This is a genomic window from Candidatus Zixiibacteriota bacterium (assembly GCA_035574315.1).
GTDB lineage: Bacteria > Desulfobacterota > Binatia > UBA9968 > UBA9968 > DATLYW01.
This window is the reverse complement of the sequence record DATLYW010000007.1, coordinates 111,109-126,635: the sequence shown is the minus strand read 5'-3', so window position 1 is coordinate 126,635 and position 15,527 is coordinate 111,109. Positions and strand designations below refer to the sequence as shown.

Here is a 15,527-nt window from a genome sequence, read left to right as displayed (position 1 = left end):
TGGGCCAGTCCCAGTCGCTCTTCGATTCACAGGCGACTTTCACGCAGCCGGTCTCCCTGAGCCACCCGCACACCTTTACGGGCCGGCTGGCCGGATCGACCACCTCGGTCAGAAGCCATTTGCCGAGCCTGTTCTCGCCGTTCTCCAGATGCACGCCCGGCACCAGAGTGTAGAAGGCGCCGCCGATCTCGAGCAGGCTCAGCACCTTCTCCACGAATCGGGATAAACTGGTGGTATAAGTGAAGCCCCCGTAGACGTCGGTGACGATCTGGAATTTTCCGAGCTCCTCGCTCGAATAGCGGCTCAGCCGCTTACCGTAGAGATATCGTATGCGGTCGTCGCCGAGACGCGCGGCCTGCCGCCGCCACTCCTCCGTACGCCGATCCTCTATGGAGATCGCGACTGCACGCGCCCGCTCGCCGGGCCGGACGCAGTTTTGCGCCGGCGCGGCCGGGTCCGCCGGCGCGTAATAATCCAGTATCGCCTGTCCCGTGCCCGCACCGACGTCCAGCCATCGGTCGGCGCTCCTCAGCCCGCGGAGCGCACCGCAGAAGCCTCCGGGAAGGAGCTCCGCGTAGTCGGAGAGCCCCCGATCGGTGACGTAGCTGCCGGGGACGTCCCTGCCGCGGCTGCGGTAGATTCGTTCCTGCTTGATGAACTCCTCCTCTATCCCCGGCTGAGGGACCTCCTGCGTCCTGCCGGCTCCCGGCCAGAGCGAGTGCACGACGACGACGATCAACACGGCCCGGCGCGCCGCCGTGCCCCATCGGTTTACCGCCCGCTCGAGTGAACGCATCGCAGGAACGCCTCCTCCGGTTCGATGAAAAACGATTCCCAGGGAATAGTCCATGTCGAGGTCCGGCGCAAGCGTCGAGGGCCGGGACGGCTCCAGGGCTCGGGACTACGTTCCCATGGGCGGCATCTTCGGAAACTTGGCCAGCGCCGGGTCCATGCAGTCCCACGGCTGAGCGCTCGCCGTGAAGATGTCGAGCGTCGGCCTGTACAGGCTCGGATCGTCGAGGCTGCCGGCGGTGATCATCGCGAGATCGGGATTCGCGCTGGTCTTCCCGAACAGGCGCGAGCCGCACTCCGGGCAAAAGCCGCGGCTCAGGATGTTGCCGCTGTCGGCCCTGGTGTCGTGATACTTGACCGCGCCGGTGATCTTCAGCGCCGCGGCCGGCACGCCGATGGCCGGCTCGTAAGCGCCGCCGCTCGCCTTCTGGCAGTCGCGACAGTGGCAGTTGCCCATGAAAAACGGGTCCGCAGAACACTCGTAACGGACCTGGCCGCAAAGACATCCACCCTTGAAGTCAGGCATGGCGCTTCATCCTCCTTGCCCCGATGCTATCAAGAGTTCACGTCGTTTCGTAGCTCCCGGCCGAAAAAAAGCGCGGCCTCGACCGGCCGTCGTCCGTCGGGCGGCTTCCGCTTGTGGAATCGACCGAATCCCTGCTACAAACCGGAGCGTGCCGGCCACGACCATCGAGCAGACAACGGGGCGGACGAGGTTCTTCTACGGCTGGGTGATCGTCGCCGTCGGTTTTTTCGCCCACATCGCGTCGGCTTTCTCGATCTCGAGCACGCTCAGCGTCTTCCTCAAACCCCTCTCGCAGGATCTCGGGCTCTCGCGAGGCGCCTTCTCGCTGATTCGCTCGGGGGAGATCCTGATCGGCGCGGCGGCGGCGCCTCTGGTCGGGACGCTGCTCGACCGCCACGGCGGGCGCTGGCTCATGGCCGCGGGCGGCCTGGTTTCGGGCGTGGGCTTTCTGCTTCTCGGCCAGGCGCGCGACTTCTGGCAGTTCGCGGCGGTCCGCTGGCTGCTCGTGAGCCCGGGCGATGCGCTGATGGGCTCGCTGGTGGTGAACGTCTCGATCTCGCAGTGGTTCGTGCGCATGCGGGGGCGGGCGCTGGCGCTGGCGGGCATGGGCCACGGCCTGGCCAAGGTCTGCATGCCGGTGGCGGGCGCGGCGCTCATGCTCTACGTGGGATGGCGCGGCGTATGGGTGGTTTTCGGCCTGCTCACGTTCGCGCTCGTGGTCGGGCCGGCGCTGCTGCTCATGCGGCGGCGGCCGGAGGACATGGGGCTGAGGCCCGACGGCGCGGCCGCAACGGAGGTCGCCGCTTCACCCGCGGCGGGCAGGCGTGCGGCGCCGGAAGCGCGCGCCGGCGCAGCCGGCGAGGTGGCCTGGAGCCGGCGCGAGGCGCTTCGCACCTCGGCCTTCTGGCTGATCGTTCTCACGTTCGGCGTCTCGCACGTCGGCGTGACCGGGCTCAACCTCCACGTCTTTTCCTTCGTCACCGATCAGGGCCATTCGTCGATGGTCGCGGCCTTCGTCATGAGCGTGATCGCCGTCATGCAGTTCAGCACGCCGATGGTCTGGGGCGTGCTCGCCGAGCGCGTGAACGTCGCCCGGCTGATCATGGCGAAGTTCCTGGTCCAGGCGATGGGCATCCTGCTGGCGCTCTCGGACCCGGGGCTCTTTTCGCTCTACGCGGGCTTTTTCCTCTACGGCATCGGCATGGGCGGCACGGCGATCCTCGCCGAGGTGATCTGGGCGAACTACTTCGGCCGCCTCACGCTGGGAAAGATCCGGGGCATGGGCTCGCTCCTGACCAGCCTCTTTTCCGCGGGCGGCCCGCCGTTTTTCGGCCTGCTCTTCGACGCCACGCAGAGCTACGAGCTCTCCTTCGGCATCTTCATCGCCATGCTCTTCGCCTCGGCGGGCCTGAGCTTTTTTCTCCGCCCGCCGAGGAAAATAGCGCGGGCACGAGAGTATTGACCTCGCGGAGGGACTTTGCTTATCGTGGTCCCGAGCGGCGCCGCGGGATGAGGGAAAAGATTGTCCGCGGAGGCGTCGCGCCGACTGGCCGACAACTCTACTCGGGGTGATCCCGATCGGAGCCAGGGACATGCCGATCTACGAGTATCTCTGCCTCGACTGCAAGAAGCCGTTTTCGTTTCTCGTGGGAGTCGTCGCCGATTCCGGAGAACCGGAGTGCACGCGCTGCGGCGGAAAAAAGCTCCGCAAGCTGATTTCCCGCGTGGCTCGAGTGCGTTCCCGGGACTCCTCGCTCGAGGATCTCGCCGATCCGAGCAAGCTCGGCGACATGGACGATCCCAAGGCGATGGCACGCTGGGCCAGGGAGATGGCCGACGAGACCGGCGAGGAGCTGCCGGAGGATTTCGACGAGATGATGGAGAGCGCAGCGGAGGAAGAAGGGGACGAGGAGGAATAGCGGGCACCGGCCCGGTCTTTCCACGTAAGGAAACGGAGCCGTAAGCGTCCGAACGCGGAGGCAAAGCCATGACGAAACTGTGGATAGCCTGGTCGGCGGGGCTGTGTTTTCTCCTGGCCGCCCCCTTTGTCGCCTGGAGCCAGAAGGCGGATCTCCCCGACGGCCCGGGTAAGCCGTTGGTCCAGGGCATGTGCACGGCGTGCCACCAGACCAACGAGATCACGCGCAGCGCCGGCTACACGCGCGAGGGCTGGCGGGAGCTGATCGAGACGATGATCGATTTCTCCGCCAACCCCGCCGGCGACACGATCGCGAAGTACCTCGCCGCGAACTTCCCGCCGCGTCCCGACCGCAAGCCCAGGCTCGTGCCCGGCAGCGTCTCGATTGCGTTTCGCGAGTGGAGGGTTCCCACTCCGGGGCAGCGCGCCCGCGACCCGGTGGAGGCGCCCGACGGATCGATCTGGTGGGCGGGAATGTGGGCGGATCTCGTGGGCCGGATCGACCCGCGGACGGGCGAGGTGTGGGAGTACAGCCTGCCGAAGGGCGCGAGGCCCCACAGCGTGACCCCCGACCGGGACGGCAACATCTGGTACACCGGCAACGGCAACGCGACCATCGGCAAGCTCGAGCCGAAGGCGAACCGGATCACGGAATACAGGATGCCGGATCCGGCGGCCCGGGACCCGCACACGTTGATCTTCGACAAGAAGGGGCGACTGTGGTTCACGCTGCAGGTGAGCAATATGGTCGGCCGGCTGATCCCGGCGACGGGCGCGATCGAGCTCGTCGCCATGCCGATGCCGAACTCGCGCCCCTACGGCATCAAGGAGGCCGCGGACGGCTCGCTGTGGGTCGCGTGCAACGGCCGCAACTGCCTGATCAGGGTCGAGCCGGAGACGATGGCGGCAAGGCAGTACACGCTCCCCGACCCCAAGACCACCGTCCGGCGCCTCGACTTCGCGAGCGACGGGACGATCTGGTACGTAAACTCGAGCCTCGGCCGGCTCGGCCGCTTCGACCCCAGGACCGGGCAGAGCCGCGAGTGGCCTTCACCGAGCGGCCCGCGATCGCACCCCTACGCGATCGCCGTGGTGGACGACATCGTGTGGTACAACGAGTCGGGGCAGCGGCCGGACACTCTGGTGCGCTTCGATCCGGCCACGGAGCGCTTCCAGAGCTGGCCGATCCCCTCCGGCGGGATCTACTCCGGGATCGTGAGACACATGAGGCCGACCCGCGACGGAAACCTGCTCATCCACCAGAGCGCCACCAACCGGATCATTCAGGTGACGCTCAGGCACATGAACGGCAAGCGCTCGGCGAAAAAGCTGTAGGGCTTCCAGGCGGCGCGATCGTTCGAAGGCTCGACGGACGCGCCTGGCGTCGTTCGACACGTTCAAGCGGTTTGCGCCGACGAAGATTTTTGAGCCTTCGGACGGTGAAGCCCCGGACTTCCCCTCTACGCCGCGAGCTTCTGCTCCTCCTCGACGATCTTGCGCACGGTGGGGCGGTTCATCATCCGTTCCCGCCACGCCGTATAAGCCCTGAGCTCGTGCATCGGGAACTGGCCGCGAAGGCCCCAGCCGTAGAAGACCAGCGCGTAGGGGTCGACGACGGTGTACTGAGGGCCCATGATCCAGTCGTTCCCCTTGAACATGGCGTCGATCTCCTGGAGGTTGGCCCAGAACGATTTCCGCCCGTTCGCCTTGATCGCCTCGTACGCCACCTCGCTCTCGGCGAAGCGCTCCGGGCGGTTGCAGCGCTGGAAGGAGGGATGGACGACGCTGGAGAACCAGCACATCGTCGAGATGCAGCGCGCCTCTTCGAACGGATCGGCCGGCATGAGCTTTTTCTCGGGGAAGCGCCGGGCGAGGTACGTGAGGATCGCCGTGTTCTCGACCAGCACCCGGCCGTCGACGCTCAGCGCCGGCACCTTGCCGCGCGGATTGATCTTCAAGTACTCCTCGGTCAGCTGCTGCTTCTTCGCGAGCAGGATCAGCTTGGCCTCGTAGGGCGCGCCGGTCTCCTCCAGGCCGATGTGCGACGCCAGTGAGCAGGCTCCGGGACTGAAGTAAAGCGTCATCATGGGAATGCTCCTCCCTCCGGGTTTCGGGCCGCCGACATCCCCGGCGGCTCCAACCGACCTTTTATTCGCCGCAGGGGAGTCGTGTCAATGCCGGGGGTGCATCGTTCCCGGCGCCGTGATAGAAAGGGTGCGGAAGTGAACCGTATGGCCCGGGCATCGTTCGTGGTATCGATCCTTGTTGCTGTCATCGCGTCGGGCTCGGCGGAGCGCGGCTTTGCCGCGGAGGCCGCCTGCCCCGCCATTCTCGACCGCAAGCTCGTGAGCCTTTCCGGAGAGACGGTCTCGCTCTGCCGGTTCGGGGGCAAGGTGCTGCTGATCGTCAACACCGCGAGCAAGTGCGGCTACACGCCGCAGTACGAAGGGCTGGAGCGGCTCTATCGCCGCTATCGCGACAAGGGCTTCGCCGTGCTCGGCTTTCCGGCAAACGACTTCGGCGGGCAGGAGCCGGGCTCGAACGACGAGATCGCCGAGTTCTGCCGGTTGAACTACGGTGTCACCTTCCCGATGTTCGCGAAGAGCTCGGTGGTCGGAGCGGGCGCCAATCCGCTGTTTCGCGACCTCGCCGCGCGGACCGCGAAGCCGCCGCGCTGGAACTTCCAGAAGTATCTCCTCGACCGGTCGGGCAGGCCGGTGGCGGTCTTCGAGAGCGCGGTCGAGCCGGAGGACCCGCGCGTCGTGGCTCAGCTCGAAAAGCTGCTCGGCGCGCGCTGAAGCCGGAGCGGGCCTACCGGTTGAGCAGAGCCACGGCCACCAGGCCGGCGGCCAGGCCGGCCGATTTGCGGCGCGAGAGACGCTCGCGAAAAATCGCCGCGGCGAGCGCCGCGCTCACCGCGACCACCCCGACGCTGTAGATCGGAAAGATCTGGGAGCTTTCCCATCCTTCCAGGGCGAGCACGCGCAAGAGCGCGTACACGGCGAGATAGTTGATCGCGCCGAGGGAGATCCCGGCCGCCGCATGGCGGAGACGGAAGTCCGCGGCCGAGAGCAGGCCGCGAAACGAGCCGATCGCGACGCTCGCGGCGAAGGCGGCGACGAACCCCGACATGACGTAAGCGTGGTAGGCGGGCGGGCGGAGATAATGGACCTGGAGGTGCTTGAGGATCGAGAAGTAGCAGCCGAAGGTGAGAAAGACGAGAAAAGGCAGGAGCCCGAAGAGAGCTGCCGCCGATCCCTTCTCGCTTTTCTCGGGCGCGGTGCAGAGGTAGAGGGCGAGCAGCGCCGCGCCCAGGCCCGCGGCCTTGCCGGGCGTCAGCCGATCGCCGTAGAGCACGAACGCGAGGAGCGAGGGGACCGCCACCGAGAGGCGGCTTGCGAGCGACGCGATCGCGGCGCCCGCGCGCTGGGCGGTATAGGCGAGCAGGTAGAAGTTGACGGCGAGCAGCAGGCCCTGAATCGCGGCCAAGCCGATCCACGCCTGGGTCACGAGCGATGAAAGCGAAAGCGAGTCTCCCGCCCAGAGATTGCCGATGAAAACACAGGTGAGGTAGTTCGCCGGAATCGCCCAGAAGAGATTGACGCGCCACGCGCCGAAGGCGCGGAAGACCACGGGGATCACGCCCGAGCCGAAAATCGCAAGGAGCAGGTAGATCATCACGGCCCGGCGAGGCGGGGCTCCGCGGAGCCGCGCCTCAGCGCGCGCGCCGCCGGCGGCTTCTCGCGATCGCCACCACGGGCTCGGCTTCGAAAGTGGCGCACCAGTACTCGCAGCGAAAGCCGCTGGTCTTGGGATCGTCGGAGCAACCGATCAGGACGCAGACGTCGAGGTCGCCGTTCGGCTGCGGCTTGACCACGATCACGCGGCAGCCGCAAAAGAGCCCCGAAGAACCCCGGGAGCGCGCGAGCGCGAGCAGAGAACGCGATCCGCGCGGCAGCCGGTGGGAAATGGTCCTGTCCTTTCGCCCCGGCCTGCGCTCCAGGGTGATCCAGTGGCCGGGCCTGTCCTGCAGCAGCCGATCGAGGGCACGCCATACGGCGAATTCCCGGCGTCGCAGTCCGGCGGCTTTTGCCCTGAGGCCGAGGTATTTTTTTTCGAGCATCCGGAGCCGGCGCAACCGGCTGCGGGCGGATCGGGAAATTTCCACTGCCATTGGCTGCTTCCTTTCTTCGGGGTATCCGGTCCCCTATTCTGTGGAGCATTCGGCAGGACATTGCAACCGCATCGAAGCGGCCGGGCGGCACGATCGGCCGGCGATTTCGCCGCCGGGAGCGCGGATGTGCCAGAGGGTGGTTCATATCGCTCTCGAATCCGTCAACGTCGCCGCCACCCTGAGGTTTCTCTTTTTTTCATTCAGCCGGCCTGCATGGCGGCGGTGGCGGTTCTCGTGATCCGGCTCGCGTAAGGCGGCTTGCATCGGGCCGCCGCCGGCGATAGGTTACGCGACGCGGAAGCGAGCTCATGAGAAAGACCGCTTTCCTGCCGCTTACCCCCCTCCTCATGCTCTTCCTGGGCGGCGCGGCGCTCGGCTCGAGCGGGCAAAAGCCGGATGCGGCCGAAGAGCTGTACAACGCCGGCTACCTGCTTTCGCTTCTCGGCGCTCACGAGCAGGCGCTCGCGCTGTACGACGACTCGCTGGCGATCCGGCCCACGGCCGAGGCGTACACGTTCAAGGGCTGGACGCTCGGCCAGATGGGGCAGTACCATCGGGCGATCGAGGAGGCGCAAAAGGCGATTCGTCTCGATCCCGAATTCGGCAACCCCTACAACGACATCGGCGTCTATCTGATCGAGCTGGGGCGGGAAGACGAGGCGCTCGCCTACCTCGAGAAGGCCAAAACCGCCCGCCGCTATTGCTGCTACCAGTACCCGCACTTCAACCTCGGCCGCGTATATCTGAAGAAGCGGCTCTACGAGAAAGCGCGCGAGGAGTTCAAGAAGGCCCTGGAGATCGACCCGCAGTACGGGCCCGCGCAGGCGGGGCTGCAGCTGCTGAAGGAGCTGGGAATCGAGGCGTAGGCGACGCCCGAGGGAGGCAGGCATGATTCGCGTCGAGGGAGAACCGATCGAGGTGATCGACGCCCACTCGCACATGGGAGCGAGAAAAAAGCTCGCGATCCACCAGATTCCGCCGATCATGAAGTTCATGGCGGAGGACATGCTGGCGTCGATGGACAGTGCGGGCGTCGACGGGGTCGTGACCTTCGCCATCGGCGTGGGCGAGCCGTCGGATTACCGCGAGACCAACCGGTACATCGCCGAGGCGATGAGCCGGCACGCGGGGCGCATCCACGGCTTCATGCGCCTCAACCCGGCGAACGGCCCGAAGGCCACGCTCGAGGTGCTCGAAGAGGGCGTTCGGCTCGGCCTCAAGGGGATCAAGATCCATCCGTTGATCGAGAACTGTCCGGCGAACGACAAGGAAAACGTCTATCCGCTCATGGAAGCCGCGCAGCACCACGGGCTCGTGGTTCTTTTCCACTGCGGGCTCGGGGAAAATGCGAGCCCGCGCCGGATCGGCGAGGTGGCGCGGGATTTTCCCGGGCTCCCGATCATCATGGGGCACTCGGGGCTGGTCGAAGGGGTGCGGGAGGTGGTCGAGATCGCCAGGAGATGCGACAACGTCCACATGGACAGCTCTGGGGTGGGGTGGTTGCCCTTCTTCTGCGAGTCGATCTCGTGGGCCGGGCCCGAGCGCGTGCTCTACGGCTCGGATCATCCGTTCAACCCGATGGAGTGGGAGATCGAGAAGATCGTCAAACACGCCCAGAGACACCTCAAGCTCAAGATCGAGGACCTCCGGCTGATCATGGCCGGCAACGTCAAGCGTCTTCTCAGGCTCGCCTAGCGAGCCGCGGCGCGCACCTCAGCGCCTCAACGTCTCGCGCGCGACCATCGCCAGCGCCGCCGCCGACACAACGAGCAGCGGCGCGTAAGCCAGAAACGGAACGCCGGGATCGAAGCGGTCGGCGAGCAGGCCGCCGAGGAGCGGCGCGCCCACGCCGCCGATCTCGGCGATCGTGCGCCGCGCGGCCTGGAGCCGGCCGCGCGCGCTTGCAGGGACGATGTCGTAGGTCGAGGTCGCCAGAGAGCCCAGGGACAGGCCGTTGGCGATGCCGAGAAACGAGATCAGGACCGCGAGCTGGAAGAAGCTCCCGGCGAAGGGGATGAGCAGAAAGGCGAGCGCGGGGATGCCGGTGCTCGGAACCGTGGCCCACTTCCTCCCGACCTTGTCGATCACGAAGCCCGCGGGCAGGATCATGGCGAAGACGGAAAAGCCCGAGATCGTGAACAGCATGCCCACCTCCGCGGGAGAAAGGCCGAGCCGCGCCGTGGCGAGCAGGGGCAGCATGCTCTGCGTGGTGACGCGGTGGATGAAGCTCGTGAAGGTCGCGAAGACCAGCACGGCGTAGGTTGCGCGCAGGTCCGGGTCGATCTCGCGGAACAGATCCTTCAGGCCGCGCAGCCGCCGGACCAGAGCGGCCGGGCGCCAGTCGAACGGCGCAGAGGGCCGTGCGACCGGAGGATGGTGCGCGGTGGCGACCGCCGAGCCCAGCAGGATCGCGCACCCGGCGCACGCCGCGTAGCCGAAAAAGACCGCGCGGAAGCCGAAGGCCCCGGCGAGCATGCCGCCGAACAGGGGGCCGAGCGCGAGGCCGAGGTTGTTGACGCCGTGAAAGCCGCTGAGGACGCGGCCGCGCTGCTCCAGGCGCGCGAGGTCGATCCCCGCGACCTCGCGCGCAATCACCCAGATGCTCTCGCCGATGCCGACGAGGAACAGCAGGACGAGGATCGAGAAGAACGCCGGCGTGAGCGCCCCCAGCAGCGCGGCGCCGCAGGCGATCGCGGGACCGCAGAAGAGCGCCGCGCGGGTGCCGAGGCGGTCGAGCACGGCTCCGCTCAGCGGCATGCCGACGAAGCGACCGAGCGCGAGCGCGGTGATGACCTGCGCCGCCGTGCCCGGGCTGATGCCGAACGAGGCGGCAATGACCGGCACCGCCGGCACGATCATGGACCACATGCCGGCGAGCAGCGTGCTGGCGTAAAGGGTGGTCAGTCCTCGCGCCGTAGGGCTGAGTCGGAATCGAGGAGGCATCGCAAGAATCGAGGACAGCTCTTACTACCAGCCGCGCGCCCATTTCACAACGGGCACCGCCCGGAAAGAGAGGGGAGCTCCGGTCCCAAAACAGGCATCTTGACATTGACGGGCGGGACGAATAAAAACTCACCGTATTTCGTGAAATATATTTCCATAATATGGAAAGACTGAGCACGGGCGCGCGGACGCTCGAAAAAGCGCTGGATCTGCTCTTTTCGTTCGATGCTGCAACACGGGAGCAATCCCTGATGCAGATCAGCCGGCGATTCGGCTTTCCGCCGAGCACGACCCGCAGGCTGCTGAAGGTCATGATATCGCGCCGCCTGATCGAGCAGGACGAGAGGACCCAGCTCTACCGGCTGGGTTTTGGTGTCATGTATCTCGCCTCCTTGGTGCGGGATGGTCTCGACATTCGAAAGATTGCCCTGCCGATCATGGAGCGGTTGATGAGCGAAACCGGAGAAAATATCGGATTGCACGAGCTGCGCGATGGCAAGCGTGTGTGCGTGGAAAAGGTCGAAAGCCGTGAAGTTCTGCGTGACACGATCCTCATAGGCGATCAGTTTCCGGCTCACTGCGGGGCCACGGGAAAGGCGTTGCTCGCCTTTGCGCCCGAAGAAGAGCTGCAAGCGTATCTCAAGTCGCGCCCGCTGGAGGCATTGACGCCGCGAACGATCACCGATCCGAAAAAGCTCCTCGTGGAGCTGGCGAAGGTAAGGCGGGCGGGCTTCGCGTTCAGCTGCGGCGAGCGCGTCATGGACGGCCTGTGCGCGATCAGCGCGCCGATCTTTGAGAGCGACGGACGAGTTCGTTATACGTTGACAATTACGCTCACGCCGTTTCGGCTTCGCGCGAAGGGACGCGAGCGCTTAGTCCTGGCAGTGCGCCGGGCGGCCGACGAGATTTCACGACTCCTCGCGGCATCGCCGACCGGCAGGACCGCGCTCAACACGGGAGGCCGCGCTGGGCGGCAGCCAGCGCACCGGGCGGCGAGAGGTTGAGACCCCGTGGCGGAAGTGCAAACGGTCGCCGAACGGCTCGCCAAATTTGTCTGTGATCTGGACTTCCGCCGGCTGCCGTCGGAAGTCGTTAGGCGCGCAAAAGAACACGTTCTCGATCAGCTCGGTTGCCAGTTGCTCGGCTCCACGGTTCCGTGGAACCGGCCCGTTTACGAGTTCGTGAGACGGTACAAGCCGGGCGGCCCTGCCACCATCATAGGTCACGGCGACCGGGTTCCCCCAGACGACGCCGCTCTCGTCAACGGAACGTTCGGGCAGGGATGCGAACTCGACGACTACTACGACCAAGGCGGGGGACATCCTGGCGCCGCCAGCGTTGCGGTGGCGATGGCTTTGGCGGAAGTCGCCGGGTTTCCAGGGCGCGATTTCATCACCGCAATCGTAGGCGGCTACGAAATCGGTTGGCGCGTGGGGCGGGGACTGCTACCGGGCATGATGCGCCGAGGCTATCACTCGCAGGGAGTCGTGGGCGTTTTCATCGCCGCCGCAACCGCGGGAAAAATCCTGCGGCTTGACGCGAGCTCAATGAGCCACGCGCTCGCGATCGCAGGAAGCCACGCCGGCGGAACCATGGAGTACGACCAGACCGGAGGCGAAGTCAAGCGTTTGCATTCGGGCATGGCCTGTTGCGGCGGCATGCGCTCTGCGGCGCTCGCCGGCATGGGATTGACCGGCCCGAGGTCGATATTCGAAGGCGAACGAGGCATTCTCAAGGTCTTCGGCGATCAGGAGCGGACCGAAGTGATCACGGATCGCCTCGGCGACGAGTTCGCGGTCACGCACGCCGCCATCAAGCGGTTCCCCGTCAACGCCAGCCAGCACTCGCCGATCGAGGCCCTCTCGAAGCTCATCGAGGAGCACTCCATTCGGCCGGAACAGGTCGAATGCATCCGTGTCCATTTGAACGAAGGAGTGATCCTGCACGGCGGATCCATTTACGAGCCCAACGAGGTTATCCAAGCACAGTTCAGCCTGCGCTTTTCCCTCGCCCTGAGACTATTGAAGGGCAACAACAACCTGGAGCACTACCTCAACCCCCGGCTGTGGCATGATCAGGCCATCCTTGCGATCGGCAGAAAAATAGAGCTGGTCGCCGATCCCACCGCCACCGGCAAACGGAGATTTGCTTGTACCATGAGGATCTCGCTCAAGGGAGGACGAACCGTCGAGTCGTCGATAGTGCTGCCGAAGGGGACGCTGGAGAACCCGTTCTCGACCGAAGAAGTCAGAAGGAAATTTTTGCAACTGGGTGCTGGCGCCGTCGATTCGGAGAAGCTCGAGAAAATCGTCGAGTTCGTCGACACGATCGAGGCCGCGAAAAACGTCGGAGCTCTCGCTTCTCTGCTGGTTCGGGAAGCGCCCGGTGTGTGACGGATGGACAAAATCGAAGAGCGGTTGATAGCGTTTACTCAGTCGCTGAGCTTTCGCGATATCGAGCCGGAAGTTCTTCATGCGGTCAAGCAGCGCTTGATCGACGCGATGGGATGCGCACTCGGCGCGTTCAACGCGACTCCGGTCGCAGTCGTGAAGCAGCTGGCGGCGCGGGTGAAGGGCTTTCATCGGTCGGGCGTGATCGGGACGCGCATCAAAACGTCTCCCGAGCTTGCCGCGTTCGCGAATACCGCAATGATCCGGTGCCTGGACTTCAACGACGACTACTTCGGCAAGGACGGCCCGCATCCGAGTGATACGGTGGGGGCGGTCCTGGCCGCCGCCGATGCAGTTCACGCCGACGGCGAGTCTTTTATCACTGGGGTTGTGGTTGCGTACGAGGTCCTCTGCGGTCTCGCCGATGCGGTGGGACTGCGTGAGCTCGGATGGGACTACGTCACGTTCACGGCCGCCGCCGCTGCGCTCGGAACCGGCAAGATCCTCGGATTGTCGGAAGAACAGAGCCGAAACGCGCTCAGCCTGGCGATCGTCCCCAACTGCGCTTTGGGGCAAACCCGGCTCGGCGACCTTTCGATGTGGAAAGGGCTGGCGTCCGCCAACGCGTGCCGTAACGGCGTCTTTGCCGCCCTCCTCGCCAAAGAAGGGGTGACGGCGCCGGAGAACTGTTTCGAAGGCAACAACGGAGTCACAAAGCTGATTACCGGTCCTCTCGACCTCTCCCGCCTCGGACGCCGGCCGCTGCGTGCGGGTATCGTGTACCTCAAGAGGTGGCCGGTTTTTTACACGGCACAGCTTCCGGTGCAGACGGCCCTCGCGCTCAGGGAAAGAGTCAACGTCAAGGAGATCCGCTCGATCGTTGTCGAATCGTACAAGCGGCTCCTCGGCAGGGGTGCGACGGATCCGGAAAAATGGCGGCCGACCTCCCGGGAAACAGCGGATCACAGCCTGCCGTTCTGCGTTGCCGCTGCGCTTCTCGACGGTGAGATCACGCTTGCGACGTTCGAGTCCAAGCGGTTTTTGGATCCTGAGGTGATCGAGTTGATGTCCAGGATCGAGATCCGCGAGGATCCCGAGTTTACGCGTCAGTACCCGGGAGTTTGGAATTGCCGAATTACTGCGGTCACAGGTTCGCGAGGGACGCAGGTGGCTCAACAGTCATTTCCGAAAGGCCATCCGAAGAACCCGCTGACGGACGACGAGGTGGAGGAGAAGTTTGTCCGGCTGGCCGAACCCTTGCTTTCACGCGACCGGTGCCACGCCTTCTTGGATTTCGCGTGGCGGTTGGAGCGAGCCGTGGACATAGGAAAGCTGTTCGATTTTCTGCTGTGCTGAGACCGTATGCCGACTGGAGGAATTGTGGCACAAAACGGCGTTGCGCGGCGATTAGCGGAGTTTATCGTCGGGATCGACTACGATGACTTGCCGGAAGGCGTCGTTAGCAAGGCGAAAGAGCTGATCCTCGACCAACTGGGCGTGGCGCTCGCCAGCTCGATGTTGCCTTGGAACCGGAAGGTCCTCGAGTATGCGCGGGAGATCGGGGCGTCGGGCGCTTCGACCGTGATCGGAACGGACTACCGCACCTCACTGGAATACGCGGCCTTGGTCAACGGAACGTTCGGCCACGGATTCGAGCTAGACGACTACTGCACCCCTTGCGGCGCCCACGTCGGGTGCGTGGTGATTCCCGCGGCGCTGGCGCTCGGTGAGCAGGCCGGCGCAACCGGACGCGATTTCCTGACGGCTGTCGCCTTGGGGGCGGAAATCGTGCTTCGCGTGGGTTTTGCGCTCACAGTCAGGGGTATTGCCGCTCGGGGATTTCACTCGACGAGCGTCTACGGTCCGTTCGGCGCCGTGGCGAGCTCCGTAAAGCTCTTGGGCTTGAGCGAGGATGCCGCAACGCATGCAATCGGAATCGCCGGGTCGCATGCGTCCGGAACGACGGAGTACGACCAGACCGGCGGCGATATCAAGAGATTGCATGCGGGCATCGCCGGTATGGCAGGCATCAGGGCGGCCCTGCTCGCGAAGCGAAATTTCACCGCGCCGCCCACGATCTTCGAAGGGAAAAACGGTATCCTGAACGCCTTCTCGAGCAGCCCCGAGCCCGGCAAACTGACGGAAAACCTGCGCGGTGACTATTTCATGCTCAAGACGCGAATCAAGCCTTACGCCTGCTGCGGCGCGATCATTCCGCAGATCGATGCGCTGAGGGAAATCCTGCGGGACCATCCGGTCGACCATCGCCGGGTCAAGGGCATCACGGTCGGTGTCGAAAACCGGGCGTTGAGCCACGTTGGGACCGTAGGTCCGCGTCCCAGGGACATCACCGGCGCGCAGTTCAGCAGCCATTTCAGTCTTGGGCTGACGCTGGTGAAGGGCAGGAACGATTTCGGAGCCTACTTCGAGGCGCTCAAAGGCGATTTCAGCGATCCCGAAGTGGTTGCGGCCGCCGAGAAAGTCTCGGTCGTTCACGACGACGAAGCCGAGGAAATCTATCCGCGGACCCGGCTCGGGAAAGTGACCGTCGAGACGACCGACGGACAGCAGTACCAGGCGAAAGTTTTCCATCCGAAGGGAAGCCCGGAGAATCCCCTCGGCTGCGAGGAGTTGCGCGAGAAGTTTCTCAGCCTTTCGACCATGGTGCTCTCCGAGGCCCGAGCGCAGGAGCTCCTGCGCTCGCTCGAGGACCTGGAAAACCTCCGGGACCTGCGAAGCTTGTCGGCGCTGCTGGCCGCGCCTGGGCAATGAGTACCGGCTTTC

The 15,527-nt window shown here is 65.3% G+C and carries 16 protein-coding genes; 10 read left to right on the top strand and 6 right to left on the bottom strand.

Features of this window, described 5'->3' with window-relative positions; genetic code table 11:
* Together VNN77_01440 and VNN77_01435 are read right to left on the bottom strand one after the other, a co-directional pair.
* A partial coding sequence (locus tag VNN77_01440) for a hypothetical protein (protein HXG50055.1) occupies window positions 1–796 on the bottom strand: 796 nt, incomplete at its 3' end.
* 105 nt (window positions 797–901) lie between these two features.
* Window positions 902–1,318 carry a GFA family protein gene (locus VNN77_01435; protein HXG50054.1) on the bottom strand — a complete coding sequence of 139 codons (417 nt, stop codon included), beginning with the start codon at window positions 1,316–1,318 and terminating at the stop codon, window positions 902–904.
* A gap of 148 nt (window positions 1,319–1,466) precedes the next feature.
* Between VNN77_01435 and VNN77_01430 the strand changes: the two genes are divergently transcribed.
* The 3 genes from VNN77_01430 to VNN77_01420 all read left to right on the top strand — a co-directional run bounded on the left by VNN77_01430 (window position 1,467) and on the right by VNN77_01420 (window position 4,571).
* Window positions 1,467–2,780, top strand: a complete 1,314-nt coding sequence (locus VNN77_01430; protein HXG50053.1) for an MFS transporter — start codon at window positions 1,467–1,469, stop codon at window positions 2,778–2,780.
* A 130-nt stretch (window positions 2,781–2,910) separates the two neighbouring features.
* On the top strand, window positions 2,911–3,237 hold the full coding sequence (locus tag VNN77_01425) for a zinc ribbon domain-containing protein (protein HXG50052.1): 327 nt from the start codon (window positions 2,911–2,913) through the stop codon (window positions 3,235–3,237).
* Between the two features lie 68 nt (window positions 3,238–3,305).
* A complete protein-coding gene (locus VNN77_01420) occupies window positions 3,306–4,571 on the top strand; it encodes a cytochrome C (GenBank protein HXG50051.1) in 1,266 nt (421 codons plus the stop codon).
* A gap of 125 nt (window positions 4,572–4,696) precedes the next feature.
* Here VNN77_01420 and VNN77_01415 read toward each other — a convergent pair whose 3' ends face one another.
* Window positions 4,697–5,323: a glutathione S-transferase family protein gene (locus VNN77_01415; protein ID HXG50050.1), complete on the bottom strand. Its 627-nt coding sequence runs from the start codon at window positions 5,321–5,323 to the stop codon at window positions 4,697–4,699.
* 144 nt (window positions 5,324–5,467) lie between these two features.
* On the opposite strand from VNN77_01415, the gene VNN77_01410 reads away from it, so the two are divergent.
* Window positions 5,468–6,034 (top strand): glutathione peroxidase, encoded by a 567-nt coding sequence (locus tag VNN77_01410; protein HXG50049.1) that lies wholly within the window; start codon window positions 5,468–5,470, stop codon window positions 6,032–6,034.
* Window positions 6,035–6,047: 13 nt separating this feature from the next.
* Here the strand turns inward: VNN77_01410 and VNN77_01405 are convergent, their stop codons facing one another.
* Together VNN77_01405 and VNN77_01400 are read right to left on the bottom strand one after the other, a co-directional pair.
* Window positions 6,048–6,914 (bottom strand): hypothetical protein, encoded by an 867-nt coding sequence (locus VNN77_01405; GenBank protein ID HXG50048.1) that lies wholly within the window; start codon window positions 6,912–6,914, stop codon window positions 6,048–6,050.
* 37 nt (window positions 6,915–6,951) lie between these two features.
* Window positions 6,952–7,410 (bottom strand): hypothetical protein, encoded by a 459-nt coding sequence (locus VNN77_01400; GenBank protein ID HXG50047.1) that lies wholly within the window; start codon window positions 7,408–7,410, stop codon window positions 6,952–6,954.
* Window positions 7,411–7,718: 308 nt separating this feature from the next.
* Here VNN77_01400 and VNN77_01395 point away from each other — a divergent pair, with 308 nt between their 5' ends.
* Both VNN77_01395 and VNN77_01390 read left to right on the top strand, forming a co-directional pair.
* A complete protein-coding gene (locus tag VNN77_01395; GenBank protein ID HXG50046.1) occupies window positions 7,719–8,276 on the top strand; it encodes a tetratricopeptide repeat protein in 558 nt (185 codons plus the stop codon).
* A gap of 22 nt (window positions 8,277–8,298) precedes the next feature.
* On the top strand, window positions 8,299–9,105 hold the full coding sequence (locus VNN77_01390) for an amidohydrolase family protein (GenBank protein HXG50045.1): 807 nt from the start codon (window positions 8,299–8,301) through the stop codon (window positions 9,103–9,105).
* 18 nt (window positions 9,106–9,123) lie between these two features.
* On the opposite strand, the gene VNN77_01385 is transcribed toward VNN77_01390, so the two are convergent.
* The gene (locus tag VNN77_01385) at window positions 9,124–10,353 is read right to left on the bottom strand and encodes an MFS transporter (GenBank protein HXG50044.1); all 1,230 of its coding nucleotides are present in this window, start codon (window positions 10,351–10,353) and stop codon (window positions 9,124–9,126) included.
* A gap of 161 nt (window positions 10,354–10,514) precedes the next feature.
* Here VNN77_01385 and VNN77_01380 point away from each other — a divergent pair, with 161 nt between their 5' ends.
* The 4 genes from VNN77_01380 to VNN77_01365 are packed head-to-tail and all read left to right on the top strand — an operon-like array spanning window position 10,515 to window position 15,515.
* Window positions 10,515–11,357, top strand: a complete 843-nt coding sequence (locus VNN77_01380; protein ID HXG50043.1) for an IclR family transcriptional regulator — start codon at window positions 10,515–10,517, stop codon at window positions 11,355–11,357.
* Between the two features lie 6 nt (window positions 11,358–11,363).
* On the top strand, window positions 11,364–12,746 hold the full coding sequence (locus tag VNN77_01375) for an MmgE/PrpD family protein (protein HXG50042.1): 1,383 nt from the start codon (window positions 11,364–11,366) through the stop codon (window positions 12,744–12,746).
* Between the two features lie 3 nt (window positions 12,747–12,749).
* Complete coding sequence (locus VNN77_01370; GenBank protein HXG50041.1) at window positions 12,750–14,099, top strand: MmgE/PrpD family protein; 1,350 nt, start codon at window positions 12,750–12,752, stop codon at window positions 14,097–14,099.
* A gap of 24 nt (window positions 14,100–14,123) precedes the next feature.
* Window positions 14,124–15,515, top strand: coding sequence for an MmgE/PrpD family protein (locus VNN77_01365; protein HXG50040.1), 1,392 nt, complete (start codon window positions 14,124–14,126; stop codon window positions 15,513–15,515).
* Window positions 15,516–15,527 lie beyond the last annotated feature (12 nt).